At 68.9% G+C, this 26,093-nt stretch carries 21 protein-coding genes, 1 tRNA gene and 3 pseudogenes; 18 read left to right on the top strand and 7 right to left on the bottom strand.

Going from position 1 to position 26,093, the window contains the following annotated elements:
* Window positions 1-19 precede the first annotated feature (19 nt).
* From ACWC2B_RS32300 to ACWC2B_RS32280, 5 genes are read left to right on the top strand one after another with little or no spacing between them, the layout of a single operon-like run.
* Window positions 20-1,093 (top strand): ABC transporter substrate-binding protein, encoded by a 1,074-nt coding sequence (locus ACWC2B_RS32300; RefSeq protein ID WP_450722876.1) that lies wholly within the window; start codon window positions 20-22, stop codon window positions 1,091-1,093.
* Entirely contained in the window at window positions 1,090-1,947 is an 858-nt protein-coding gene (locus tag ACWC2B_RS32295; protein ID WP_450722874.1) for an ABC transporter permease, read from the top strand. Before ACWC2B_RS32300 ends, ACWC2B_RS32295 begins: the two co-directional genes overlap by 4 nt.
* Window positions 1,923-2,711, top strand: a complete 789-nt coding sequence (locus ACWC2B_RS32290) for an ABC transporter ATP-binding protein (protein WP_450722872.1) — start codon at window positions 1,923-1,925, stop codon at window positions 2,709-2,711. The genes ACWC2B_RS32295 and ACWC2B_RS32290 overlap by 25 nt, the downstream gene beginning before the upstream one ends.
* Window positions 2,708-4,060, top strand: coding sequence for an LLM class flavin-dependent oxidoreductase (locus tag ACWC2B_RS32285; RefSeq protein WP_450722870.1), 1,353 nt, complete (start codon window positions 2,708-2,710; stop codon window positions 4,058-4,060). The genes ACWC2B_RS32290 and ACWC2B_RS32285 overlap by 4 nt, the downstream gene beginning before the upstream one ends.
* 11 nt (window positions 4,061-4,071) lie before the next feature.
* Window positions 4,072-4,974, top strand: coding sequence for a TauD/TfdA dioxygenase family protein (locus ACWC2B_RS32280; protein ID WP_450722868.1), 903 nt, complete (start codon window positions 4,072-4,074; stop codon window positions 4,972-4,974).
* 115 nt (window positions 4,975-5,089) lie between these two features.
* On the opposite strand, the gene ACWC2B_RS32275 is transcribed toward ACWC2B_RS32280, so the two are convergent.
* Entirely contained in the window at window positions 5,090-5,653 is a 564-nt protein-coding gene (locus ACWC2B_RS32275; RefSeq protein ID WP_450722866.1) for a helix-turn-helix domain-containing protein, read from the bottom strand.
* 135 nt (window positions 5,654-5,788) lie between these two features.
* Here ACWC2B_RS32275 and ACWC2B_RS32270 point away from each other — a divergent pair, with 135 nt between their 5' ends.
* On the top strand, window positions 5,789-6,925 hold the full coding sequence (locus ACWC2B_RS32270; protein ID WP_450722864.1) for an aryl-sulfate sulfotransferase: 1,137 nt from the start codon (window positions 5,789-5,791) through the stop codon (window positions 6,923-6,925).
* Window positions 6,922-8,256, top strand: a complete 1,335-nt coding sequence (locus tag ACWC2B_RS32265) for a uracil-xanthine permease family protein (RefSeq protein ID WP_450722862.1) — start codon at window positions 6,922-6,924, stop codon at window positions 8,254-8,256. Before ACWC2B_RS32270 ends, ACWC2B_RS32265 begins: the two co-directional genes overlap by 4 nt.
* Before the next feature lie 861 nt (window positions 8,257-9,117).
* Here ACWC2B_RS32265 and ACWC2B_RS32260 read toward each other — a convergent pair.
* Complete coding sequence (locus ACWC2B_RS32260; protein ID WP_450722860.1) at window positions 9,118-9,411, bottom strand: hypothetical protein; 294 nt, start codon at window positions 9,409-9,411, stop codon at window positions 9,118-9,120.
* Between the two features lie 437 nt (window positions 9,412-9,848).
* On the opposite strand from ACWC2B_RS32260, the pseudogene ACWC2B_RS32255 reads away from it, so the two are divergent.
* Window positions 9,849-10,088 (top strand): annotated as a pseudogene (locus tag ACWC2B_RS32255) (transposase); the annotation flags it as partial.
* Between the two features lie 56 nt (window positions 10,089-10,144).
* On the opposite strand, the gene ACWC2B_RS32250 reads toward ACWC2B_RS32255, so the two are convergent.
* Window positions 10,145-11,284, bottom strand: coding sequence for a PucR family transcriptional regulator (locus tag ACWC2B_RS32250; protein WP_450722858.1), 1,140 nt, complete (start codon window positions 11,282-11,284; stop codon window positions 10,145-10,147).
* An 88-nt stretch (window positions 11,285-11,372) separates the two neighbouring features.
* Between ACWC2B_RS32250 and ACWC2B_RS32245 the strand changes: the two genes are divergently transcribed.
* A complete protein-coding gene (locus tag ACWC2B_RS32245; protein ID WP_450722856.1) occupies window positions 11,373-12,428 on the top strand; it encodes a ferredoxin reductase in 1,056 nt (351 codons plus the stop codon).
* A 7-nt stretch (window positions 12,429-12,435) separates the two neighbouring features.
* The gene (locus tag ACWC2B_RS32240) at window positions 12,436-13,554 is read left to right on the top strand and encodes a fatty acid desaturase family protein (RefSeq protein WP_450722854.1); all 1,119 of its coding nucleotides are present in this window, start codon (window positions 12,436-12,438) and stop codon (window positions 13,552-13,554) included.
* A 518-nt stretch (window positions 13,555-14,072) separates the two neighbouring features.
* Here the strand turns inward: ACWC2B_RS32240 and ACWC2B_RS32235 are convergent.
* Window positions 14,073-14,198, bottom strand: a pseudogene (locus tag ACWC2B_RS32235) (IS110 family transposase); the annotation flags it as partial.
* Window positions 14,199-14,472: 274 nt separating this feature from the next.
* Here ACWC2B_RS32235 and ACWC2B_RS32230 point away from each other — a divergent pair.
* A pseudogene (locus ACWC2B_RS32230) lies at window positions 14,473-14,773 on the top strand (IS256 family transposase); the annotation flags it as partial.
* On the opposite strand, the gene ACWC2B_RS32225 reads toward ACWC2B_RS32230, so the two are convergent.
* A complete protein-coding gene (locus ACWC2B_RS32225) occupies window positions 14,770-15,540 on the bottom strand; it encodes an MBL fold metallo-hydrolase (protein WP_450722852.1) in 771 nt (256 codons plus the stop codon). The pseudogene ACWC2B_RS32230 and the gene ACWC2B_RS32225 sit on opposite strands and share 4 nt — an antisense overlap.
* 300 nt (window positions 15,541-15,840) lie before the next feature.
* On the opposite strand from ACWC2B_RS32225, the gene ACWC2B_RS32220 reads away from it, so the two are divergent.
* The gene (locus ACWC2B_RS32220; RefSeq protein ID WP_450722850.1) at window positions 15,841-17,727 is read left to right on the top strand and encodes a ricin-type beta-trefoil lectin domain protein; all 1,887 of its coding nucleotides are present in this window, start codon (window positions 15,841-15,843) and stop codon (window positions 17,725-17,727) included.
* Between the two features lie 326 nt (window positions 17,728-18,053).
* On the opposite strand, the gene ACWC2B_RS32215 is transcribed toward ACWC2B_RS32220, so the two are convergent.
* Window positions 18,054-19,064, bottom strand: coding sequence for an aldo/keto reductase (locus ACWC2B_RS32215; RefSeq protein WP_450722848.1), 1,011 nt, complete (start codon window positions 19,062-19,064; stop codon window positions 18,054-18,056).
* A 1,214-nt stretch (window positions 19,065-20,278) separates the two neighbouring features.
* On the opposite strand from ACWC2B_RS32215, the gene ACWC2B_RS32210 reads away from it, so the two are divergent.
* Together ACWC2B_RS32210 and ACWC2B_RS32205 are read left to right on the top strand one after the other, a co-directional pair.
* Complete coding sequence (locus ACWC2B_RS32210) at window positions 20,279-20,626, top strand: phospholipase (RefSeq protein WP_450722846.1); 348 nt, start codon at window positions 20,279-20,281, stop codon at window positions 20,624-20,626.
* A gap of 134 nt (window positions 20,627-20,760) precedes the next feature.
* Entirely contained in the window at window positions 20,761-21,183 is a 423-nt protein-coding gene (locus ACWC2B_RS32205) for a hypothetical protein (RefSeq protein WP_450722844.1), read from the top strand.
* 207 nt (window positions 21,184-21,390) lie between these two features.
* Here the strand turns inward: ACWC2B_RS32205 and ACWC2B_RS32200 are convergent.
* A tRNA-Met gene (locus ACWC2B_RS32200) sits at window positions 21,391-21,464 on the bottom strand.
* 409 nt (window positions 21,465-21,873) lie between these two features.
* Here ACWC2B_RS32200 and ACWC2B_RS32195 point away from each other — a divergent pair.
* Genes ACWC2B_RS32195 through ACWC2B_RS32180 form a run of 4 tightly spaced genes read left to right on the top strand, consistent with a single transcriptional unit; the run spans window position 21,874 to window position 26,063 of the window.
* Window positions 21,874-23,070 (top strand): thioester reductase domain-containing protein, encoded by a 1,197-nt coding sequence (locus ACWC2B_RS32195; protein WP_450722842.1) that lies wholly within the window; start codon window positions 21,874-21,876, stop codon window positions 23,068-23,070.
* The gene (locus tag ACWC2B_RS32190; protein WP_450722840.1) at window positions 23,039-23,230 is read left to right on the top strand and encodes an acyl carrier protein; all 192 of its coding nucleotides are present in this window, start codon (window positions 23,039-23,041) and stop codon (window positions 23,228-23,230) included. Before ACWC2B_RS32195 ends, ACWC2B_RS32190 begins: the two co-directional genes overlap by 32 nt.
* The gene (locus tag ACWC2B_RS32185; protein ID WP_450722838.1) at window positions 23,227-24,447 is read left to right on the top strand and encodes a beta-ketoacyl-[acyl-carrier-protein] synthase family protein; all 1,221 of its coding nucleotides are present in this window, start codon (window positions 23,227-23,229) and stop codon (window positions 24,445-24,447) included. The genes ACWC2B_RS32190 and ACWC2B_RS32185 overlap by 4 nt, the downstream gene beginning before the upstream one ends.
* 14 nt (window positions 24,448-24,461) lie before the next feature.
* Window positions 24,462-26,063, top strand: coding sequence for an acyl-CoA dehydrogenase family protein (locus ACWC2B_RS32180; RefSeq protein WP_450722836.1), 1,602 nt, complete (start codon window positions 24,462-24,464; stop codon window positions 26,061-26,063).
* Window positions 26,064-26,093 lie beyond the last annotated feature (30 nt).

Below are 26,093 nucleotides of genomic sequence, written 5' to 3'. Positions count from 1 at the left end.
GACTTCACGGAGTCCCTCCATGCCACCAGCGTCCCCAGCCGTGCCCGGTGTCGACCGGCGGCTGTTCCTGTCCTCCCTGCTCGGCGTCGCCGCGGCTGCTGGTCTCAGCGGCTGTGCGGGTGCCAGCGCCGCCGACTCCGGGGCCAAGGGGTCCGCATCCGCCCCGCTGGCCACCGCCGTCCCCTCCGGTACGAGCCTGAAGATCGCCTCGTGTCAGGGTGTCCAGCAACTTCAGTTCAAACTGGCGGGGTTGACCGACCTGCCGTTCACCGTGTCGGACTGGGTGAACACCGGCGCCGGCCCCGATGTCATCAACGCCTTCCGCGCCAAATCCCTGGACGTCGCCAACAATGCTGGGATACCGCCGATCCAGGCGCACTTCCAGGGGTACGGCGCGAAGATCGTCGCGATCGACATCACCCGCAAGCCGAGCTACGTCTTCGCCACCAAGCCAGGCAGCGACATCAGTGACGTCCGGGGTTTCCAGGGGAAGAAGCTGGCCTTCTCGCAGGGGCAGGCGCAGGGCGTCGTCCTGCTGCGGGCCCTGAAGCAGGCCGGGTTGACGCACGACGACGTACACCTCGTGCCGCTGACCAGCAATCAGTTCCTCACCGCGCTCCAGGCCGGCCAGGTCGACATCGCCCCGCTCGCCAATCAGCAGGCCCCGGCCTACCTCAAGCAGTACGGGCCCAAGGGTGCGCACACCATCCCGACCGACGTCGTGGACCTCCTCAACCTGCTGTGGGCCCCCACCTCCGTCCTCGCCGACCCCGCGAAGGCCGCCGCGGTCGCCGCGTACGTCCCCCGCTGGGCCAAGGGCCAGGTGTGGGCGTACGAGCACCCGGATGCCTGGAACGAGGAGTTCTACGTCAAGACCCAGAACCTCACCCTCGCGCAGGCCCAGTCGATCACCAAGCTCGCCAACAAGCCTCTCTTTCCCCCGAGTTGGGACGAGGCGGTGCAGTGGGAGCAGGAGACCGCGGACCTGCTCGCCGAGGGCGGCTTCGTGAAGAGGTTCAAGGTCGATTCGCTCTTCGACCGGCGCTTCGAGAGCCTCGCGGCCAAGGCCGTCCCCGCCGAGTACCAGAGGTGACGGCCATGACCACCACCGCGACGACACCCGTGCTGTCGACACCCGCCGAGCAGGCCGCTCCGCTACCTCGCACCCGGCGCCGCACCCTCGCGCCAGGCAAGCGGCTGCCCGCCTCCCGGCTCGTCGGCCCGGGGCTCGTGCTCGCCCTGTGGGCGGCCGCGTCCGCCGCCGGCCAGCTGGACCCCGTCGCGATCCCGGCGCCGTGGACGGTGCTGCGTACCGCCGGCCAACTGTGGAGCGACGGCACCCTGCCCACCGATGTGCTCACCTCGCTGGAGCGCGCCGGATACGGCTTCGCCCTCGGGCTGACCGCCGGAGTGGTGCTCGCACTCGCGGCCGGGCTCAGCCGGGTCGGCGAGTCGCTGATCGACGGAACGGTCCAGCTCAACCGGGCGATTCCGACCCTCGGGCTGATCCCGCTGTTCATCCTCTGGCTGGGCATCGGCGAGACCTTCAAGATCGCGATCATCGCCATCGTCGTCTACGTCCCGATCTATCTGAATCTGCACGCCGCGCTGTCCGGAATCGACCACCGCTTCGTCGAACTCGCCGAAGTCCAGGGCCTGTCCAGGGCCCGCTTCATCCGGCAGATCGTCATCCCCGGAGCGCTGCCCGGCTTTTTCGTCGGGCTGCGGCTCGGGGTGACCGGCTCCTGGCTCTCCCTGGTGGTCCTGGAGCAGATCAACGCCACCAGCGGTCTCGGCTACCTGATGTTCCAGGCCCAGAACTACGGCCGCACCGACATCATCCTCGTCGGCCTGCTGATCTACGGCGTCTTCGGCCTCATCTCCGACAGTGCGGTCCGCCTCGTCGAACGGAGGGTGCTGTCATGGCGACGCACACTGAGCAACTGACCACGGCCGGGGCCCCGGCGGTCCGCCTCGCCGGACTGACCCGCTCATTCGACGGGCGCACGGTCCTCGACGGCATCGACCTCGACATCCCGGCCGGGCAGTTCACGGCGCTGCTCGGGCACAGCGGCTCCGGTAAGAGCACGCTCCTTCGCGCCATCGCCGGGCTCGACCACCGGGTCGCCGGAAGCGGCCAACTCGCCGCGCCGGGACGGGTGTCGGTGGTCTTCCAGGACTCTCGGCTGCTGCCCTGGCGCCGCGTGCTCGACAACGTACTGCTCGGGACGGACGGTAAGGAAGCCGCCGTACGCGGGCGCGCCGCCCTCGCCGAAGTGGGGCTCGCGGGGCGCGAGAGGGCGTGGCCCAACGAGCTGTCCGGCGGCGAGGCCCAGCGCGCAGCCCTCGCCCGTTCCCTCGTCCGCCAGCCCGAACTCCTCCTTGCCGACGAGCCGTTCGGGGCTCTGGACGCGCTGACCCGGATCCGCATGCACGCCCTCCTGCGCGATCTGTGGCAGCGGCACCGGCCCTCCGTGCTGCTCGTCACGCACGACGTGGACGAGGCGATCGTCCTCGCCGACCGGGTCCTGGTGCTCGACCGGGGGCGCATCGGACTCGACCTGTCCATCGAGCGCCCGCACCCGCGCTCGTACCGGGACCCGCTTCTCGGCGAGTACCGCGAACGCCTGCTCGCCGCCCTCGGCGTCACAGCACATCAAGAACACGCGGCACACCAAGAGCACGCAGAACGCCAGGAGGACCACCAGTGATCCGGCGCCAACTCCACCTCAACGCCTTCCTCATGAGCACCGGGCATCACGAGGCTTCCTGGCGGCTGCCCGAGAGCGACCCGTACGCGAGTGTCGACCTCGACCACTACCGCGAGCTCGCCCGCATCGCCGAACGCGGCACCTTCGACTCGCTTTTCCTCGCCGACGGCCCGGTCCTCTTCAGCAACGTCGGCCAGCGCCCGGCCGGTGTGCTCGAACCCCTCACCCTGCTGACCGCGCTGGCGGTGGTCACCGAGCACATCGGACTCATCGCCACCGCCTCCACCTCGTACAACTCGCTCTACAACCTGGCCAGACGGTTCGCCTCCCTCGATCACATCAGCGGCGGCCGGGCGGGCTGGAACATCGTCACCACCGCCGGCGTTGAGGTCGCCCGGAACTTCGGGCTCGGCGAAGAGCCCACCCACGCCACTCGGTACGAGCGGGCCGCGGAGTTCCTGGACGTGGCGCTCAAGCTCTGGGACAGCTGGGAGGACGACCTGGTCGTCGCGGACAAGGCGCAAGGGGTCTGGGGCGACGAGCGCAAGGTCCACCCGCCACGCCACAAGGGCACGTACTTCAGCGTCGAGGGCGCGCTCAACGTGCCCCGCAGCCCGCAGGGTTACCCGCTCCTCGTGCAGGCGGGCTCCTCGCAGGACGGCAAGCGCTTCGCGGCCCGGTACGCGGAGGCGGTGTTCACCGCGCAGCAGACGCTGGGGGACGCGCAGGCTTTCTGCGCCGACCTCAAGTCCCGGGCGCGTGCGGCCGGCCGGGACCCCGGCCACCTCAAGATCCTGCCGGGCATCGTGCCGGTCATCGGCTCCACCGAGGCCGAGGCACGTGCGCACGAGCAGGTCCTGGAGGACCACATCGTCCACGAGCACAGCCTTCACCGGCTCGAACGCCTGCTGAACCTGGAGCCGGGCATCCTCGAACTCGACGCCCGGCTGCCCGCCGATCTGCCGCCGGAGAGCGACATCGAGGGGGCCAAGAGCCGCTACACCCTCGTCGTGGAACTCGCCCGGCGCGAGCGGCTCACCGTCCGCGAAGTCATCGGCCGCCTCGGCGGCGGGCGCGGCCACCTGACCTTCGCCGGTACGCCCGAGCAGGTGGCCGACGTGATCGAGAACTGGTTCAGCCTGGGCGCCGCCGACGGCTTCAACATCATGCCCGCCGTCCTGCCGTCCGGCCTCGGCCTCTTCGTCGACCACGTCGTGCCGATCCTGCGCGCCCGCGGCCTGTTCCGCACCGAGTACGGCCCACGGGACACCCTGCGCGACCGGTACGGCCTGCCGCGCCCCGCCAACCAGCACATCACCTCCGCCTCCCCGATACTCACCCGAGTCTGAAAGGCCCCGTCATGCCCAACATCGAGATCCGCAAGGTCACCGCACACATCGGCGCCCAGGTGTCCGGCGTCGACATCGCCAACCCGCTCGGCGCGGAGACCGTCGCCGCCCTGCGCGCCGCCCTCAACGAGCACAAGGCGCTGGTCTTCGACGATGTCGACCTGGACGACGAGGGCCAGCAGGCCTTCGCCCGCCACTTCGGCGACCTCACCACCGCCCACCCCACGGTGCCCGCCGTCGACGGCGCACCCAATGTGCTGCCCGTGGACAGCGAGCGCGGGCGCGCCAACCACTGGCACACCGACGTCACCTTCGTCCTCAACCCACCGCAGGCCAGCACTCTGCGCAGCATCACCGTTCCGCCGTACGGAGGTGAGACGCTGATCGCCAACTCCGCCTCCGCGTACCGGAGTCTGCCGGAGCCGCTGCGCCTGCTCGCCGACACGCTCTGGGCCGAGCACACCAACGACCACGACTACGCGGTGCCGGACGAGGAGGTCGACGAGGACAAGGCCGAGCAGCGCGCCCAGTTCACTTCCATCAACTTCCGGACCGCCCACCCGGTCGTCCGCGTCCACCCGCTGACGGGTGAACGCGGCCTGTTCATCGGGGGGTTCGCCCAGCGGATCGTCGGCCTGTCGGTGGCGGAGTCCCGCAAGATCCTCGACCTGCTCCAGGCGTACGTCACCCGGCCGGAGAACGTCCTGCGCTGGCGCTGGTCCCCGAACCAGCTCGTCCTGTTCGACAACCGGATCACCCAGCACTACGCCATCGACAACTACAACGGCCTGCCGCGTCGCCTGCACCGCGTGACGGTCGCCGGTGACATACCGGTCGGCATCGAGGGCAAGGAGAGCTACGCGATCGCGGGCGACGCCTCGCACTACACCTCGGTCCACACCCCGGAGGCATGACACAAAGGCCGCACGGAAGGCGGGGCGCCGGACCTCGGCGCCCCGCCCCTCCCTCATTGCACGTCGGGCAACTGCTGACGCGCCGCGCGCGCCGCCTGAGGCCTTCCGTCGGGTTTTAGGATCCCTCGATGTGGTCCGATACGGCGACGACGAGGACCCGGGTGCCGGGCAGCGTCGCGCGCCAGCGGTGGCGCACCCCGCCGGTGAGATAGAGGGTGTCGCCCTTCGACAGGGTGTAGCCGCGCCCCTCCGCCTCGACCTCGGCGGCACCGTCGGCCACATACATCAACTCGTCGTTGTGGTGCAGGAATTCGCGATCCGCCGCTCGCTCGCCGGTGAACTCCAGGGCGTGCATCTGATGGCGGCCGCGGACCAGCGGGCGTACCCCCGCTTCGGGTGAGAGGCCCGCGTCGTCGTCGGCGCGTACGACGTCGACCCTGCGGTCACTCGCGTCGGCGGCGGCGAGCAGTTCCACGGCCGTGGTGTTCAGGGCGTCCGCCATGCGCTGGAGGGAGCGCATGCTGGGGCGGGCCCGCTCGTTCTCGATCTGGCTGAGGAACGGCACGGACAGGCCACTGCGTTCCGCGACGGCCGCGAGCGTGAGGTCGAGCGCCCGGCGCCGACGGCGTACCGCGCCGCCCAGGCGCGGCCCCGCATCCGTCCCACCTGTGTCGTTCATCGGCACCGCCCTCCCTGGGGATCACCTTACGCACCGCGCGGGACGGTTTCGTACGCCCGTCACACCGCCGACACACAACGCCTCTACCTTCGAAGCTGTTTGAGGACATCAAAAAAACTTTGAAGGAGCGTCGTCATGACCGCTCGTCCCACCGTCGTCGACCAGAACCAGCGCCGCCGACGCGGCACCGGTCTCATCGCGCTCGACCCGGCAGCGGCCAGCCCGGGCTTCACGCTGTACGCCCCGCTGACCGGGGGCGGCGAGGTGTATCTGGTGGACCTGCGCGGCGAGGCCGTCCACACCTGGCACCTCCCCTACCGGCCGGGGCGGCACGCCCGGATCCTCGGCAACGGGAACCTCGCCTACAACGGCGTACTGCCGGGCCAGGACGCGCTGTTCCCCATGTGGCACAAGTACCGGGGCGGCGTGATGCTGGAGGTCGCGCCCGACGGCACGGTCCTGCGCGAACACCGCGACCCCCTCCAGCACCACGACGCCCACCACCTCGACGACGGCCGCATCCTCTACACCGGCCTCGAACCGCTGCGCGGCGCCGAGGCGGCCGGGGTCCTCGGCGGGGTGGCCGGTTCCGAGGCGGACGGAGGGACGGTGTGGGCCGACACCATCAGGGAGGTCGCGCCCGACGGCCGCGAGCTGTGGTCCTGGCGGGCCGCCGACCACCTCGATCGGGCCGAGTACGCGCTGCACCCCGCCTACGCGCGTGAGCACTGGCCGCTCATCAACAGTGTCACCCCGCTCGCCGACGGAAACATCCTGGCCAGCCTGCGCAGTGTGTCCGCGGTGGTCGTCATCAGCCGGGCCACCGGCGAGATCCTGTGGCGCACGGGCCCCGGCACGGTCTCCCAGCAGCACCATCCCACCGAGCTGGCCAACGGCAACGTCCTGGTCTTCGACAACGGCGTCTTCCGGCCGGGCCGCGACGTGCCGTACTCGCGCGTCGTCGAGATCGAGCGCGTCGGCGGCACGGTGGTGTGGGAGTATCACGACCCGGCCCGCGAATCGTTCTTCGCGCCGTTCATGGGATCGGCACAGCGGCTGCCCAACGGCAACACCCTCGTCACTGACTCCCCGGCGGGCCGTCTCTTCGAGGTGACCCAACAGGGCTATCTGTGCTGGGAGTTCATCGTGCCGCAGTTCGGCGGCTACGAGGAGTCGGAGGTACGCCGGCTCTTCCCGGCCGAGCCGAACGCGGTGTTCCGCGCCTACCGTTACGCGGCCGAGGAGCTGCCCTGGCTGGCGGCACGCCCATGACGTCTCCCGTCGACGAGCGCCTCCCGCTGGGACGGCTCGCCCCGCTCGCCGTGCAACATGTGCTCGCCATGGTCGCGGCCCCCGTCTCCACCGTCTTCCTGACGGCGGCCGCCCTGCGTCTGCCGCCCGACCGGACCGCCTCGCTGCTCAGCGCGGTGCTGGTCCTGTGCGGCGCGGGGTCGCTGCTTCAGTCGCTCGGCGTCTGGACCTTCGGGGCCCGGCTGCCGTTCGTGATGCTGCCCGGCGGGGCGGCGGCCGCGCTGTTCCTCCAGATCGCCCACGATCACGGCCCTGCGGTGGCGAGCGGCTCGGTGCTGCTCGCGGCCGCGCTCCTCCTCGCCGTGCTCCCGCTGTACGCCCGCGTGGTGCGGCTCTTCCCGCCGCTGGTGATGGGGGTGACCGTGCTCCTGATCGGGATCTCCATGATCCGGGTCGCCGCCCAGCTCGTCACGGGTCCCGGCAGCACGGCACCGCCGAACGCGGTCGCCCTGGCCGGGGTGACCGTGGCGGTCACGGTCCTGGCCCACCTCGTGCTGCGCGGGGTGTGGCAGCGTACGGCCGTCCTCGTCGGCATGGCGGTGGGCACGCTCGTCGCGGTGACGACGGGGCTCGGCGCGTTCACTCCGGCCGCGGGCTCCGGCCTCTCGCTGCCCTCACTCCTCCCTTATGGCGCGCCGAAGTTCGACCTGGTCGCGGCCCTGCCGTTGCTCGTGTTCAGCCTCACCACGCTGGCCGAGATCACCGGCCAAACCGTGCTGAGCAGCGAGACCGCCGGGCGCGTGCCCGACCCGGGACGCGATGTGCCGAGGGTGGCCCGCGCCGACGCCCTCGTCTCGCTGGTCGGCGGGCTCTTCGGTACGTCGCTGATGGTGACCAGCTCCGAGAACATCGGCATCGGCCGCCTCACCGGGGTCCGCAGCCGATATGTGACCGCAGGCGCGGGCGGCCTCCTTGTCCTGGCCGGCCTTGTCACCCCGCTCTCGCGCCTCGTGGCCGGGCTGCCGGCCGCGGTCGTCGGCGGCTCGGCCCTCGTCGTGTACGCGGTCATCGGCGTCATGGGCGTCGAGATGCTCAGCCGCGCGGAACTCGGCGCACGCTCGAACTCCCTGATCGCCGCACTGGCATTGGCCGTGGGCCTGCTGCCCCTGCTCGCCCCCGGCCTGTACGGCGGATTCCCCGGCTGGGTGCGCACCATCGCGGGCAGCGGGGTCGTCGCCGGAACGCTCGCCGCCGTCCTGCTGCAAGCCCTGTTCGCAACGTCCGCCTCCCACAAGGACATTCAGGCTCCGCTCCCCGGACCGGCGGCCCGTCGACGCGGCGCCGCCCCCTGATGGGGCAAGGTCCCGGGTGTTCCTCCCCCAACTGCCGCTCCCGTCGCAGCAGTGGGCGGGGCCGCCCGTCGGGCACATGGTCGTCAGCGGGGACGACGCGCTCGCCCACCGGCTAGCCGGTGAACTGCGCGAGGTGTACGGGGAGCGTGTGGTCCTGCGCGTATGGCCGGAGAACGGGGCGAGGGCGGCCGCCCTTCATAACCTGTGTTTGAAATCCGAACCCGGTGTCTGCGGGGGATGGAGGCCCTGGCTTCGCCTGGGAGTTCTTGAGGTCTGCCGCAGTGCCGAGCCTGCGGCCCGGCACCCGTCGCCGGGTGCCTGATGGCAGTGCACACCTCGTGCGAGTGCTGATCCGCCGGCCAGGAGACAACGAACTTCCAGACGCGAACGAGCCCGACCCCGGCGTGGGGACCCCAGGGCTTCTGCGGATCCGTGACAGCGGTTGCCGGTGTCACGGATAGGGATTCCTCCGGGGTGGATGATGTCTCTACCCTGAGTCGGCGCGGGATGGCGCGCAGTCCCGCAGGTTGCGGTGCCGTGGCAGAGCGGACGATTGTGATCGACGTGGGGGAGGTCTCTCTCGCGGCGATTGACGGAGACGGGGCGGACCTGCTCCCATCCGTCCGCGGGTTCACATCCCGCCGACACTCCAGCCGACCTGTACTCGCGCTGCGTATCACCTGCCCCGGACAACTCCCGACGGCTCAGCGGGAGAGTTCCGAAACGGTCTCGGAACCGCGGTCACCGTCGAACCTTCCGCAGACTGACGGCCGGCTGCGGAAGGTTTTCGCCTCAAGGTCACTACGGGGTCACCTGCCTCGGTGCCCGGCTGGTGGCTGGGGCACCGAGGAGATGGTGACGTTACTTCCTGAACGCGGTGTTGTTGCAGCCCATGCTGGAGCCCATGGAGGTCTGCTGCGAGCTCGGGTTGCCTTCGCCGTTGAGTGCGTTGCCCAGCAGGCCGTTGAGGATGCCGACTTGGCCGAGAATGTTGAGGTTCAGGTCGTGCGACCTGCAGGTGGTGCTCTGTCCGATGTTGAAACGGTCGCCGTGCTTCCCGTGACCCCCGTCGTGTGCCTGGGCTGTGCCGGTGGCCAGCATTCCGAGGCTGCCGAGGGCAGCGACCAGCACGGCGGCCTTACGAAACTTGTGCATGTCATCTCCGGTGGAGAAAAATGGACGCGATCTGCGACAGATCGACTTCGTGTGGTCACAGAGGTAATACGACGCATCCCTCAAGCTCCTGACGGCGCGCCGAATTCGGGGAATCCTCACTGCCTTGGTCGGCACGCCGGGCAGTGGGCCGGGCCGGAATCGGCGGTGAACCACTGCACGGGGAGGGCAGCTCTCTGCTTCCGCCCAGAAGTATCAGGGGGCGGCCTTGACCTTTGCCGCCGGGCCTCGCGAGGCGGGGCCTACGATCCGGCGACGTGTCGGCTCACATGATCCGCTCCCTTCTGTCACTGGCCCGGTCGCCGACGGCAACCACGGTCGTGTGCCCAGAGTTTGGGGCCAGGTTCACGGCGCAGACAACGGCTGGGAGACGCGCGAAGAACAAGGGCGTTGCCTCTTGATCGTGGACACCCTGGTCATTGGGTCGTGAGGATCCAAAGAACGGGGAGTTCCCGTTGGGGACGTCGAAGTACTCGCCTGAGTTCCGGGCCGATGCCGTCGCCCTGTACCACGCCGGCCCGGGTGGGACGTACGCGTCGGTGGCCAAGGGCCTGGGCGTCAACCACGAGACGCTGCGCACCTGGGTGCGGGATGCCGAGCAGGCCGCCCGGCCCGGCGTGGGCGAGGCCGGCGCGATGGAGAAGGAGAACCGGCAGCTGCGGGCGCGGGTGAAGGAACCGCTCGCGGACGCGGTCGTGGACGGTCGAAGTACGCGTCAGCTGACCCGAAGACCGATCGCCAGCGTCAGTTCAAGGACCCGGTGTGGCGATGCGAGATCCGGAAACAGCTCCCGCAACTGCGACATCCGGTACCGGACAGTCTGGGGATGGACGAACAACGCCGCCGCCACCTCATCCCGCCTGCCCTGGTGCAGCAGCCACTCCCGCAATGTCTCCTCCAGTCGCCGTGCGGTCGCGGTGGGCAAGGTCCGCAACGGTGCGAGGGCTCGGGCACGCAGGTCTGCGAAGGCGTCCACGTCGGCGCTCAGCACCAGCTCGGGCAGGTGGTCCTCGGTGTCGCGGATATCGGAGGAGAGGGAGCGTGCACGTACGGCTCGTGCGTACGAGGCGGACGCACGAGTCCATGGCCGGGCCGGGCCGACCACGGCGGTGCGGTCGGTCAGCTGCCGCAAGAGATGTGATCGGTCGGCATCGGGGACGAGCAGCACACCGGTGGCGTCCGGCAGATCGTCGAGGACGAGGGTGCTCGGGTCGAGCACGCGGTAGGCGGGCCGGGCCTGGGCGGCGGGCAGCAGGACCGCGGTCAGCGAAACCGGAGGGTGCCACCCGGCCCGTTGAGCAGAGGCCAGCAGCACGTCCGGGCTCGCGCCGGCGAGGAGGTCGCGGGCCAGGTGTTCCAGGTGGCGCTCGTGCTCCCGGCCCCGGGCGGCCAGTTCGTCGGCGTGGCCTGCGGCGCTCGCGGCGGAAAGCTCGTCGATGTAGGCGAAGGTCAGTTCGGCGAACTTGGCGACCTCGGCGGCGGGCAGACCTGCGGGTACGGCACCCGCTGCCAGGCATCGCCAGGCCACGCGGGCGCCGACGCGGTAGGCGCTGAGCAGGGCGTCCATCGAACGGCCGTCCCGGACCTCGCCGCGGCCCAGCTCGTAGGCCGCGTCACCGGCGTCGCCGCCTGTGGCGTTCCCGCTCGCGAGGTCCAGGTAGTGCCCCAGGGCGGTGCGGACGGCTCGGCGGATGGTGGCGCCCATGCGGCCCGAAAGGGCGTTGGCGTAGGGAGGGACTTCGTCGATGATCGCCTGGACGACCTCGTCGGCGGTGGTCTTCAGCGCGCCCCGAAGTGCGGTGACCGTCGTCTCATCCAGGGCCAGCTCGCTGACCCTCCGCATTGCATGGCTCACGTCTTTTATTCCCTGCGAACAATTATGCCGACCAGATTCACGTCCTGCGGTCAGGACTTTACGCCCTGAGGCGCAGCAAGCTGAAGCCATGACGAGTACAGCCCTCCGCAGCAGGGCGTGGAAACTGCTGGAGATGGTCACGACGCCGCTGCTGCCGTCGGACTACCTCGACCTGGTCAGCCCGCTGCGTGCGGGCGCTGAGCTGCGTGGGCGCATCGAGGCCGTGCACCCCGAGACGGGCGATGCCGCGACCATCGTGATCAGGCCGGGACGAGGCTGGCGCGGCCACACAGCCGGTCAGTATGTGCGGATCGGGGTCGACGTCGACGGGGTGCGCCTGTGGCGTGCCTACTCCATCACCTCGCCGACAAACCGCCAGGACGGCCGCGTCACGATCACCGTGAAGGCGATCCCGGACGGCAAGGTCAGCAACCACCTGGTCCGCAGGGCGACACCGGGCACCCTGATCCAGCTCGACCAGGCGACCGGTGACTTCGTGCTGCCGCAGGCCAAGCCCGCCAAGGTGCTCTACCTGACGGCCGGCAGCGGCATCACACCCGTGATGGGCATGCTGCGCGACACCGAGTTCAACGACGTCGTCATGGTCCACTGCGCGCCACAGCCGCAAGACGTGATCTTCCGCAACGAACTGCACGACCTGGTCGCGGACAAGAAGCTGCGGCTCACCGAGGTGCACACCGACACCGACGGCATGCTCGACATCGCCCGTCTCGACGAACTCGTGCCCGACTGGGCCGAGCGCGAGACCTGGGCCTGCGGGCCCGCGGGCCTGCTCGACGCCGCCGAAGAGCACTGGACCGAGCACGGCGTACCGGAGCGCCTGCACACCGAACGCTTCCGCCCCGGCATCGTCGTCGCCGGTGAGGGCGGCGAGGTCACGTTCAGCGCCACCGGCAGGACCGTCGACGCGGACGGCGCCACGCCGTTGCTGGACGTCGGCGAGGAGGCCGGAGTGCTCATGCCCTCCGGGTGCCGCATGGGCATCTGCTTCGGCTGCGTCACGCCGCTCAAGGCGGGCGCCGTCCGCGACCTGCGCACCGGCGAGATCACCGAGGCCGAGCCCGGCGTCCTCATCCAGACCTGCGTGTCCGCCGCGGCGGGCCCCTGCGACATCGAACGGTAGGAGCACCTTGACCGCCATCGACCCCACCGCCCACCTGACCGCGGAGCAGATCGAGGAGCTCGGCCGCGAGCTGGACGCGATCCGCGACGAGGTGATCGCCGGCCGCGGCGAGGAAGACGCCGCCTACATCCGTAAGGTCATCTCGGCGCAGCGCAAGCTCGAACTGGCCAGCAGGGGCGTGCTGCTGTTCTCGATCTTCCCGCCCGCGTGGCTGATCGGCACCGCCGGTCTGTCCGTGGCGAAGATCATGGACAACATGGAGATCGGTCACAACATCCTGCACGGCCAGTGGGACTGGATGCGGGACCCGAAGATCCACTCCACCACCTGGGAGTGGGATCACGTCTCACCGGCCGACCAGTGGAAGCACTCGCACAACGAGCTCCACCACACGTACACCAACGTGATCGGCAAGGACAACGACCTCGGCTACGGCATCATGCGCGTCGACGAGGACCAGAAGTGGCACCCGTTCCACCTCGGCCAGCCGCTGTGGAACTTCATCAACGCCTGCTTCTTCGAGTACGGCATCGCAGCGTACGACCTGGAGCTCGGCAAGAACCTCCACAAGCGCCGCCGCAACAACCCGGAGTTCCGCGCGCGGGCCAAGGCCGTGGGCCGCAAGATCCGCAAGCAGGTGCTCAAGGACTACGTGATCCACCCGCTGCTGTCGGGCCCGTCGTTCCTCCCCACGCTCGCCGCCACGTTCACCGCGAACCTGGTCCGCAACATCTGGTCCCACTCGGTGATCATGTGCGGGCACTTCCCCGAGGGCGTCCAGGTCTTCGAGCGCCGGTCGATCAAGGGCGAGACGCGCGGCCAGTGGTACCTGCGCCAGATGATGGGCTCGGCGAACATCAGCGGCAGCAGGGCCATGCACTTCATGACCGGCAACCTGTCGCACCAGATCGAGCACCACCTCTTCCCGGACCTGCCGAGCAACCGGTACGCCGAGGTCGCGGTGAAGGTGCGCGCGCTGTTCGAGAAGTACGAGCTGGAGTACGTCACCGGGCCGCTGCCCAAGCAGGTGTTCTCCGCATGGCGCAAGGTCTTCCGTCTCTCGCTGCCGAACAAGAAGCCCAGGGTCAAGACGCCGGACCGCGAGCGGGAGCTCGTCGCGGCCTGATTCCCGCTATTGGTTCAGATCTTTCGGCCGTGCTGGCGGCACCGTCGGTCTGATCCTCTGCCCGGGCGTCGTCTCGTGACGAGCCATCAGCGGGAGATGTTTCTGGCGTGTTCGTGTTGTGCTGGTCGGTGTGGTGAGTGGAGGGATGATGGTGGGGCAGTTGTCGGGCTCCGGTGCGGTCTTCTTGCACCTCTCTGGTTGCTCTGGGTCCCGATGACTCCGCCCCACTGCCGCTTCCCTCAGGGGGCGGAGCCAAGCTGGGCAGGGCGTTCCGCCTATGGGGCCCGGTGCGGCACGGAGTAAGGAGTTTCCCGACCCGCGACCGCTGCGGCTACGGCGAGGGCCGGGCGGTGGTCTGTTGGTGCCCGCCCAGGATCATCAGCGCGTACGTTCGTTGTGAGGGTGTCCATGGCCGGGGTCCGTACGGTGACGAACGCGGAGTGGTAGGCGAGGCGTTCTTCCACGGTGCGGGCCGGTTCTTCGGGGGGTTGGTGGTTGTGGGGCCCTTATGGGTTTGGTCAAGCTGATGGGGCGGGTTGGGGCTGGTAGAAGGTGCCGTCGCGGAGCATGGCGAAGAGGACGTCGGCCCGTCGTCTTGCGAGGCAGAGGATGGCCCGGGTGTGGTGCTTGCCTTGCTTGATCTTCACCTTTGGCGCAGGCGATAGCGCTTCCCTGAAGCATCCGGACATCTCGCTCTGGCGCGAGCGCTGGCGGCGTGTCCAGGAGCTGAAGGAGCAGCACAGGATTGTCACTCGCCCTCGTCGGTCGGTATCGGTCTCCAGCGCTACCGCTCAGGGACTTGCCGAGCAGGTCGTTCTGTCTGCTATGCGGCGTGGTGATCGCATGCAGGTGTTTCCCATGGCGGATGGCCTTGATGGGGTTTGGGAGGTGGCGTTCTCACCAGACGGCCGATTGATGGCCGTCAGGAAGATCGTCGATGACGAGGACGAGCTGCTGGCATTCTGCGATTTCCGCGCCGCGCGGTGGGTCCACCTGGGACCACGAACCCGATCGAATCGACCTTCGCGACCGAGTCCGCGGACCAACCAAGGGTGCCGGATCCCGAGCCGCCGTCCTGGCGATGGTGTTCAAGTTCGTCGAGTCCGCCCAGGCCCGCTGGCGGGCCGTGAACGCACCCCAACTCATCGCCCTCGTCCGCGCCGGAGCCCGCTTCGAACGCGGCCGCCTCGCCGAACGGCCCGAGGAGGTTGCGGCCTAACCAATCGAGAAGACGGCACCAGGTGCGGCGTAGTCGACGGGACCGTCGAACCGGGCCGAGGCGCGTGCGACGGCTTGTTGCGGGGTGAGGAATCGGCCGACGTGGGTGACGATCAGCCGGCCTGCCCGGGCCGCGCCGGCCGTGGCGCCGGTGTCTTCGGGTGTGTGGTGCACCTGTTCGCCCTGGGCCGGCGCCTGGTCACTCTCGGCCTCGCACAGCAGCACATCGCACCCGTCGGCCAGTCGTGTGAGGTTCGCGCACGGTGCGGTGTCCCCGGAGTAGACCAGTGATCGGCCCTCGGTCTCGATGCGCACGGCGAAGGCCGGGATGCCGTGTTCCACTGCCCGGCTGGTCATGGTGAGGGCGCCGACGCGCGCCTGATGCCCGTCATGCAACTCATGGACGGCGAAGGCGGACTCGACCGGGCTGCGCGTCGAGCTGTTGGTCAGGAAGTGGGCCAGCCGGTCGGCGATGCCCGGCGGTCCGTACAAGGGGATGGGTGCGGCAAGCTGAATGTCCGCGAAGAGCGCCGCGTAATAGGCGGTGAGCAGGTCCGCGCTGTGATCGGCATGCAGGTGCGAGATCCAGATCGCGTCCACCTCATCGAGCCGCACATGCCGCTGCAGCTGCGCCAGTGTCCCGCTGCCCGCGTCTACCCAGACTTGAGTCTCGCCGCTGGACACCAGGTAGCCGGAGCACGGGTTGTCCACGTCGGCATAAGGCGTCGCACACCCCAGGACGGTGAGGCGGAGAAGATCGCTGATCACCCAGGGAGTCTATAGAACGCATGGTCCGCAGGTTTTGACACTTTCTCATGGTGTTCCGCGGGGCAGATTGATGCCCCAGTCGGTGGTAGCTCGTCTTGCTCCTGTTCTTGCAGGTCTGCGAGTGGGTGGCTGATATCCGTCGAGGGTGTGGGGGTTGGCGGGAAAGCGGTGAACCGCTGTGGGGCGAAAGCCGTTTCCCTCCATGGCGTCCTGGATCGCTGGGCGCCGGGCTCGCGAGTCGGCTGCCGGCCGACCACCGGGCTGTTGTGCTCTCAAGTGTCCCGACCGAGGGGAATGTTGATGCACACTCATCGGCTTCTTCGGCGCACCGGCGCCGTCGCCCACCCGCCGGGTATCGCCCGGCGCTTACGCCCGCTCCTGTCCGTCCTGACAGCTTTCCTGCTGGCCTGTGCGGGGATCGCCACGACTACCGGCACGGCGCGGGCCGTGAACGGTGACGGCACTTCGCCGTTCGCCACGTACAACATGCACGGCTCCGACAACGGTTCCCGGTGGACGTCGGAGGTGGCGCCGTTGGCCGCGACCAACCAGGTGGTGGCGCTGCAGGAGGCCGGTGCCGGGCCGCCGCTGCCGGCGCACGACAACGACCGGAGCGAGTTCCAGCAGATCCGGCTCACTCCCAACCGCGCCCCGCAACCCAGTTCTGTCCAGCGGGTGACCTGGGCGGGCGGTCCCAACGGCAGCAACCGGTATGTGTACTTCCTGCAGACCGACCCGCGCCGGGTCGCGGGGACGAATCTGGACACCTGGGACGGCGGCCAGATGAACCTGGCGTTCGTCACCGACACCCCGGCCGATCAGGTCCGGGTACTGGAGAACCCCGCCTACAACCCGGACCCCAACGCCCCCAACAACCGCTACCGGGCACGGCCCCTGCTCGGTCTGCGGTTCGGGAACACCTGGTACTGGAACACCCACGCCCGCGGCGAGGACGTACAAGGACTGCTCGGCCGGGTCCGCGACTTCGCGGCCACCGACGGGCGGAACTGGGTGCTGGCCGGGGACTTCAACGTCAACATCCTCAACCGCACCGACGCCCAGGCCCGCGACTCGCTGCATCTGCGCGGAGACGAGGCCCTGCTGCGTACCGGCCAGCCGACGTACATCGGCGGCGACACCCCCAGCGAGCTGGACTACGCGATCACGCGTGGCGTGCCCGGCGGGTTCACCGCGACCGTCCCGAGGGGCGGCGGATCCGACCATGTGCCCGTCGAGTTCGCCCGCACCCCGCCGCCGGTCCGGGCGCCGCTCCCGTCCCACGTCTTCCACAGCGTGCTGGCCTCCCCGACGGGCGGTCTGCTGCAGGAGAACCCGAACCGCTCGATCACCATCGGGGACGCCCGCTACAACGGCAGCCAGACCTTCCAGATGTTCACCACCGACGCGCTCACCCACTACCTCCAGAACATTGGCACCGGAGACTGCATCGCGATCGCGCCCAGCGCCCGCCGGGATGCCTCCACCCCGGTCGTCGCCGGCAAGTGCGACGATCCGCGCGCGCAGTGGACCATCGCCCACCTCGACGACCCACCGGCCTGGAACGACGACAACGGCGGACCACAACGCTGGCGGAACGTGGCCGTCCCCGGCCTTTGCCTGACCCCGAACGGCACTACGGTGGCCGCCGCGCCGTGCACCCAGGACGCCGGCCAGCTGTGGTGGGACAACGCCGCGTCCCCGCCCGCGAGCTGGCAGACCACCGGCGGCAACGTCCGTCTGGAATCCTCCTGGCTCGGCGGCCGGCTGCGCAGGGCCGGCAACGTCCCCGGGACCTTCGTCTACACCGCCCCCACACCGCCCCGCTCGTGGTGGATCTACTGGCTGTTCTACGAGCGGCAGGACTTCGGCTGGAACATCCAGCGGATCAGCCGGGACGACAACCTGGTCCGCATCCAGAGCCTGAGCGGCACCAACCAGTGCCTGGGCAGCCAGGACGTCCACGCCACCACCCAGACGGCCGCCCTGCTGTATGGGTGTGACGATGCCCGCGGGGTCGCCGGAGCCGGCCAACGCTGGCTGGCCGAGGCATACCCGGACGGATCCATCCGCTACCGCAACGAAGCCAACCACCTGTGCCTGCTGTCCCCCGACGCCGACCACGGCGTCGTCAACCTCTACAAGTGCCAGGACATCCCAGCCGAACGCTGGAACACCGTCAGTCCCTGAAACCCGCCGGGCCGCCCCGGGCCCTTGTTCGGCAAGCCCCGGGCGGCCCGGTCCGGCTCGGAGCCCGTCCGGTCCGGCCACGTCACGGGTGAGCACTCCGGCCTTGCGGGGCTGGCTGTGGCGCGATCTGGGCAGGGGCGTTTCGCGGTGCGCCAGGAAGTCTCTGAGCCTGCTGGCCGCGGTGGGGGAGCATCCTGCTCACCGCGTTTGGCGGGCAGCGCCCCGGATCATGCAGTTGCGCGTGACCGCCCGTAAGCACCGCGGGGCCGACTGCAGGGCTGCTGGGCCGGGCCAAGGGCTCGTCGAAGACCCGGCGGTGGCCCGGACTACCGGGAGCCCGCCACAGGCTGCCGCTTGTAGAAGGACTCCTCCAGGTAGGCGGCCGCGTGCGGCTGGTAGGGCTCCTCCAAGTAGGCGGCCTCGTCTTCGTCGAGTTCGACGTCCACCGCGGCGATCGCGTCGGCCAGCTGGGCCGGCTTGGTGACCCCGACGATGGGCGAGGTCACCACCGGGTTGCGCATGACCCAGGCCAGGGCGACCTGGGCCGGGGACAGACCCCGCTTGCCCGCGATCTCGCGGACGCGCTCGGCCACCGCCTGGTCCTCGTCGCGGTAGAGGATTTTGCCGCCCGCGTCGGTCTCGGCACGCGCCGTGGCGGTGTCCAGGCCCCGCGTCAGCCTGCCCCGCGCCAGCGGGCTCCACGGGATCACGCCGATGCCCTGGTCGGCGCAGAGCGGGAACATCTCCCGTTCCGCTTCCCGGTGAATGAGGTTGTAGTGGTCCTGCATCGACACGAACCGGGTCCAGCCGTTCAGGTCAGCCAGGTACAGGGCCTTGGCGAACTGCCAGGCATACATGGAAGAGGCCCCGATGTAGCGGACCTTCCCGGACTTGACCGCGTCGTGCAGCGCCTCAAGGGTTTCCTCGATCGGGGTGTCGTAGTCCCAGCGATGGATCTGGTACAGGTCGATGTAGTCGGTCCCCAGCCGCTTCAGGGAGGCGTCGAGCTCGGCGAAGATCGCCTTGCGGGACAGCCCGGCGCCGTTCGGGCCGGGGCGCATCCGCATCCAGACCTTGGTGGAAACAACGACCTCCTCGCGCCGGGCGAAGTCCTTGACCGCCTGGCCGACGATCTCCTCGCTGCTTCCGGCGCTGTACCCATTGGCCGTGTCGAGGAAGTTGACGCCGCCCTCGAAGGCCTGCCTGATGATGCCCCGGCTGGCGTCCGCGCCCAGCGACCAGGGCTCGCCGCCCCGGTCCGGCTCGCCAAAGCTCATGCAGCCGAGAGCGATGGCGGAGACTTCCAGTCCGGTCGTTCCGAGTTTGATGTATCGCATGCTTCCGAACCTAGGAGTTGAAGTGCGCTCCAACGCAACACGCCTCGGTCCGGAATCCGGAGGTGTGGGGCATGTGCGCCCTGTCAGGTTTCGACCGTTTCGGCCAGACGTACCAGAGAACCCAGTGGTAGCGAGTAACAAACTGTCAATTCTCGGCCGAGCGCCTGGGCACTACTCAGCCCCCGGACGGCAAACCGCCCTCGCGGGTCCGTCGCCACGACCGATCATCGCTCGATCACTACCGCACGGGTTCTTCGGTTGTGAGCACGAAGTGGGCCCGCGCGGCCTTGATATCGCAACTCCCCGAATACCCCTGCCAGGCGTGATGTGACGAGGGCTCGCGGGCAGCCGAGGGGCGAGGGCGGAGCGGACTATGCCCAGCCGACGCCGAGTTCGGAGAGCGCGGCCCGCTGCGGGCCGCTGAGTTTGTCGTGGCGAGCCTTCTTCGGCACCAGCTCCCCGACCATCACTCGCAGCATCCAGGAAACCCAACCCCTCCTGAGCCCCTCAAGCCCGTGCTGTGCAGCGGTTGGCGGCCGGTGAACGCCAAGTTGACTCGTGTGAGCGAGGCCAATGGTGTGACGGCAATAGACCGCTGTGGGCCAGTCCAGGCGCGTCATCGGCTGGAGATGCCGACCGGCGGGCGACCGGTCGGGAGGCGCTTCGAAAATCGCAGGCGAGGTGTTGTGGCGGCCGGAACGAGATCCGGCCTCGTGCGTTGAGGGATGCGTGACGCGACAGCGTGGAAGGCACGGAACCCTGATGGCGATGTTTCGCGGGCACCAACAGCCGCCGGACGCGCGGCGGCAGGGCCCACGCCCGAAGTGTCAGGCGATGCAGGGCGAACGGTGCTTCGCGGCCTGCCAACGTGTTCACCGCCAGCCCCTGGAGGCCAATGACATCGACCCGACCACGCTGCCCCCACCTTCGTGACCACCCAGAGAGTCGCTCAGCAAGGATATCTGGACGCGACCCACAGCTAAGGAACTTGTGGACCGTGTGCTAACGACCGTCCCGCGAGGTTTTGGGATCCTTGAACTACATCTGTTCGGCGAAATGTTGCGTCGGACGAGTTCAATAGGGGGACCCAATTGCGGAAACAGATGATGTCTGCCGCTGCGTTGATACTCATAGCCACTGCGGGGGGCCTGGCCACGGCCGGTGAAGCAGCTGCTGCGGAAGCTCAGTCGGCTGCCGCTGTCTCGACTGCGGTCATGGAGAAGACCAACGAGCTTATCGCCGCGCCCATGGGTGATTTTCAGCGTGCTCGAAAAGCCCGGGTGTGGGAGAGCAAGGGGATTGACTGGTCCTCTGACGGATGCAGCTGGGCGCCAGACAAGCCGTACGGTTTCAACTTCCTTCCGGCCTGTCAGCGACATGACTTCGGATACCGCAACCTCAAGAAGCAACACCGCTTCTCCGAGACGTACAAGAAGCGGGTAGACGCCAAATTTCTCATGGACATGTTCGAGGTGTGCGACAAATACGGCAACCCCGAGCGAGCCTTCTGCAAGACCCAGGCGTCCTACTACTACACCGCAGTGAGTAAGGCCGGATCGTAGTGCGCATAGGTGGCTCATAGCACTGCTGTGTGCTGCCCCATACAGCGCATTGGTGCGGGACCCCGAAAGCCGGGGTCCCGCACGCCCAAGTCAGCAGAAAGGCTTTCATTATGCGGATCAAGAAAGACACCCCTGTGCGTACACGAACCCGCCTCGCCGCCGCGCTCGGAGCCGCCCTGGCATCGACCGCCCTGCTCGCGGCCATGGCACCCACCGCGACGGCCACGCCCAGGGTCACCTACAGCTTCAACAAGAACGGCGGCCACGGCGATTCCGTCGAGTCCGTCATCAGCATCAAAATCGACGGCAACTATGCCGGGAGCGTGAGTTGGGTCCACATGACAGAAAACCTGTGCGCGAGCGACGCTTCCCGTGACGGCTACGCCATACACGCCAGTCTGGAAACCGGGCGCTACGTCTCCACAGTCGGACGGACCGCCCCGGCCGACGTCTGTAAAACGGGCAAGCTCCCGGCCGGCAACAAGTACCTGATGCACGCGTGTGTCTCGATCCAGGGCGCCTACACCTGCTCCAAGGACTACGAGATCACCGCCTGAGCACCTGTCACGCGCGCCGCCTGGGTAGTGAGGGGGCCGCCGCCTACGTCGGCTGCCCCCTCTCACCGCCTAGACCGCCGGCGCCAGATCCGTGACGCGCGCCCACACCTCACACGGAGGCGTCTTGCCCGCGCAGCAGCGGGATGAACGGGGGGTGGATGACAGAAAAAGCCCGGATCCACAAAGGATCCGGGCCGTTTCGTGCAGTAGCGGGGACAGGATTTGAACCTGCGACCTCTGGGTTATGAGCCCAGCGAGCTACCGAGCTGCTCCACCCCGCGTCGGTGATGACCACCATACGCGCTCTATGAATCGTTCAGAACCACCGTGCCGATCGAGCGGTGCGCCGGTCGCGGCGTGGCCAGAGCCAGAGCCAGAGCCAGAGCCAGTGCACGGGCATCGGGAGGTCGGGGGCGTGCAAGGCGTGTTCGGTGGAGCGGGGTGTGCCACTGTCATGTGCGGTGCATCGGTGTGCTCTGTGCGCCCTGTCCGCAGGGATTGCCCAATGGACTGACGCAAAGCAAGTTGAATCGTGTACGGGTGACAGGCTGTCTCCGGCGGGGGAGGGGCGGCTGCCTGTCCGGCACATGCCCAGGTGAGTGAGCCTGTGCGACGTGCTGTTCGACACCAGAGGTTAAATGCCGGGCTCAGAGATGAGTTCCTTTCGGCCGCAACCAAGGGACGCCCCCCATGTACGCCCTTCTCACCGGCGCCACAGGATTCCTCGGATCACGCTTGTGCACTGAACTGCTGCGCCGAACCGACCATCAGATCGTCTGCCTCGTACGGGCCCCCAGCGACAAGGAAGCCGAGCACCGGCTGCGCGCCACCCTGTCCCGTCAGGCCCCCGACACCGCCAACTCCGACCGGCTGCGCTTCGTGACCGGCGACTTCACACAGCCCTGCCTCGGCCTGGACGCGCCCACTCACCGTCAACTGGCCAGGAGGGTTACGGAGGTGTACCACTGCGGGGCGGCAGTGAACATGGGATCCCCCTACGAGGTGCTGGCCCCCGTCAACGTCGCCGGGACCGCGCAAGTGCTCCAGTTCTGCCGCCTGGACGCTGGCCGCCGGCTGCACCACGTGTCCACCCTGGGTGTGTTCATCGCCGCCCGCAAAGCGGGCCTGGCGACCGTCCCCGAAGACGCCGTGCCGACCGCGGTGACCTGTAGCGAAGTCGGCTACCCCCGCTCTAAGTACGAGGCAGAACTCCTGGTACGAGAAGCAGCCACCGAAGGACTCCCGGTACGCGTATACCGACCGGCGGTCGTCCTGGCCGACTCACGCACCGGCGTCGGCCCAGAAGACGACTTCACGGGCCGCCTGATCACCGCCATGGTCGCCACCGGCCGCTTCCCCCACACCGGCAACGTGCTGCGCGTCATCACCGTCGACCACGCCGCGCGGGCCATCGCTGCTTTGTCCATCCAGCCCGAAGGCGACGGCCACGCCTGGCACCTGACAAGCGGCGAGCCGTTCGCATGCGAGGAGTTCTACCGGCAAGCCCGCACCTTCGGCTACCCGATCACCCCCGCCACGGCCGTCGGCTGGGCAAGCGCGCTGAAGGAACTCGGGCAGCACCGCAGCGGCACCGCGATGCGCGCACTCCTCGGCGTTGCCCGCTACTTGCTCGGCCTGACGGATGAAACGTTGCTGCCCGACTTCCACACCGACCACGCCTCCACAGTCCTGACCGGCCTCGGCGTGACGGCTCCCGCGCTGGACGACGCCTACTTCGCCCGCCTGTTCACCCACCTCATCGACCAGGGCATCATCCCCGCCCCACCCCGTTCCGGAGGCCGTCATGGCTGTTCCCGATCCGCTGCAACAGGCCCTGACCGACGCGCTCACAGACATGAGAATCGACCCGGAAGGGATCACGAATGACGCGACCCTGAACGATCTCGGCCTGGACTCCCTCGCAGCCGTGGAACTGGTCGACATCCTCAGCGGCCGACTCGGCGTGACACTCGACGACGACGCCTTCAACCTGTCCATGACCATCACGCAGGCCGTGCAGGTATTGCAGGCGGCCCAGACGCCATGAACGCACCCGCGGACGTGGTGATCACCGGCACCGGGATCGTCAGCGCCGCAGGCATCGGCGTCGAGCGGACGTGGAAGACGATCCTGTCCGGTCTCTCACCGGCCCACGCGGATGAGGAACTGTCCGGCCTCGCCGTGGACTTCTCCTGCCGCGTGCCCGGCTTCACCCCCGACGCCTTCATGCCGGGCACCTGGGTATGCCGCACCGACCGCTGCAGCCAACTGGCGTTCGCCGCAGCCCAGGAGGCGTTCACCACAGCCGGCCTCGACCCCGACGAGTGGGAAAGTACCCGCGTCGGCGTCATCGTCGGCACCGCCTTCGGCGGCATCACCACCTTGGAACAGCAGACCCTCAGCGTGAGCCGGAAAGGTCGCGCCTCCGCGCTCACGGTCCCGATGACCGCCACCAGCATGGTCGCTGGACAGCTCTCCCTCGCCTGGCGCGCACGGGGCCCAAGCCTGGCGCTCGGCGCAGCGTGCGCCTCCGGAGCCACCGCGATCGGCTTCGCAGCCAAGCTACTGCGCGAGGACACCTGCGACATCGTCCTGGCCGGCGGCACTGACGCCCCCATGGCCCGAGTGATCGCCGCCTCCTTCGCCCGCATGGGAGCCCTCTCCAGACACCGCAGCGAACCACAGGTCGCCTCCCGCCCGTTCGACACCAGCCGTGACGGCTTCGTCCTCGGCGAAGGAGCCGGAATGCTCGTCCTGGAACGCCACGCCGATGCCGTCGCCCGTCGCGCGGCACCGCTCGCCTTCCTCGCAGGCTTCGGAGCCTCGGCAGACGCCCACCACCTCACCGACCCCCACCCCGACGGCTCCGGTCTGCAACACGCCATCCACACCGCCCTCACCGAGGCCGGAGCCGGCACGGCAGACGTCGACCACATCAATGCCCATGCCACCAGTACCCCCAAAGGCGATTTGGCCGAAGGCACGCTCATCGCCCGGCTGTTCAGGCACCGACCCGTCGTGACCGCACCCAAAGGCGTCCTCGGCCACACCATGGGCGCCGCCGGAGCCATCGAAGCCGCCCTGACGGTACGAGCCCTGCAGGACCAGATCATCCCGCCGACCGCCAACCTCGACCAGCTCGACCCCCGCATCGGCATCGACGTAGCCACCAGCACACCGCGCAGACAGCCCATTCGGCTGGCCCTCAGCCACTCCAGCGGCTTCGGCGGACAGAACGCCGTCGTAGCGCTCTCCGCGCCCTGACCCCGGAGGTCAAGGTGAACCGTTCCGACCGGCCGGTGCGCACCGTCAGCGGCCCGCGCTGGGGCCTCTCCCGCCACACCCGCACAGCCCCACCACACGTCAGCCGCGAGCGCGCCGACACACAGATCGCATGGCTACGCCAGTACGCCCCCCGCCGGCTGAACTCCCGTGTCATCGACGAGCGACGCTGCATCCCGCCGTACATCGTGCAGGACTTCGGCCGAGCCGGTCTGTTCGGACCCCTCATCGAGGAGGACTACGGCGGAACCGCCTTGACGTTCACCGACATGTTCCGGGTCTCCGAACAGCTCGCCGCCATCGACACCGGCCTCGCAACCTGGATGGGAACCTCCCTGTTCCCCGGCACCCGCGCCCTGTCCGTATGGGCCACGGAGCCGGTCAAGCAGGAGTGGCTTCCGCTGCTGGCCACCGGCCGCACTCTCGGCTCCTACGCGCAGACCGAACCAGCCGTGGGAAGCGACTTCTCCCGCGTGACCACCACCGCCACACGACAGGACGGAGGATGGCTGCTGACCGGCGACAAACACTGGATCGGCAACGGCGCATGGGCCGGAATCTGCACCGTCATCGCCCAACGCGCCGACCCCGCCCGACCAGCCGGATCCCCGCTGCTCGCACTCGCGGTACCCACCGACAGCCCCGGCGTCGTCCTCGGCGAAGAACACCTGTCCTTCGGGCAACGCGGCATGGTCCAGAACCGCATGTACTTCGACCACGTGAGCGTTCCCGACACCGCCGTACTCGGCCAAGGAAACGCCCGCAACGTCGCCATGGACTCCATGAACGCCTCCCGCCTCGCCCTCGCCGCGGCGGCACTCGGAGCACTCAAACGACTCGTCCAGCTCGGTGTCCGCTTCGCTGAACGCCGCACCGTCTCCGGCCTGCCCCTCAAGGACCGGACCGTCGTGCGCACCCGGCTGAACGAGACCGTCGCCCGGACAGACATCCTCCACGCCCTCGTGTACGACCTCGCCGAACGGCTCGATGGCGGCCAAACCGTCGCGATGGAACCGATCATCGCCGTCAAGGTGTTCGCCTCCGAATGGGCCGTCCACGCAGCCGACACCCTCATGCAGCTGCTGGGCTCACGTGGATACGACGAAGCCAACCCAGCCGCCCGCATGTACCGGGACCTGCGCGTCTTCCGCATCTTCGAAGGCGCCAACGAAGCACTGGAAGACTTCCTCGGACGCCGCAGCCTGCGTCAGACCCCCTATGTGACAGCAGTCCTTCACGACCTGTGCGGCCCCGACCTGGCAAGCCGCTTCTCCTGTTCCGTCTACGATCTGCCCGACCACGCCACCGGCCCCGCGGACGCCACCCACGCCCCGCTCGCGCGGGCCGCCATGTGGACCATCGCCTCCGGCATCGTCCACCAGCGCATCCCCGCCAACGCACACGCCTGCCACCACGCCTCCCACAACCTGGCCCGCGCCCTTGACCATGTCCACGATGCCGCCTCAGGCCCGGAGACAGCGCAATGGGACCACGTGGAAGAAGCCGCGCACCTGTACCAAGACGGCATCGGTGACATCGAACAGCACCTGCCCGGCCTCGGAACCCGCACGGACAGCCTCCTGGAGACACGACCATGAGCGTGCTGCCGGCCTGGCCTCTCCAGACGA

This window comes from Streptomyces sp. NPDC001415 (assembly GCF_053597395.1).
Note: the sequence above shows the minus strand (reverse complement) of the source record. Positions and strands in the feature narration are given on the sequence as shown.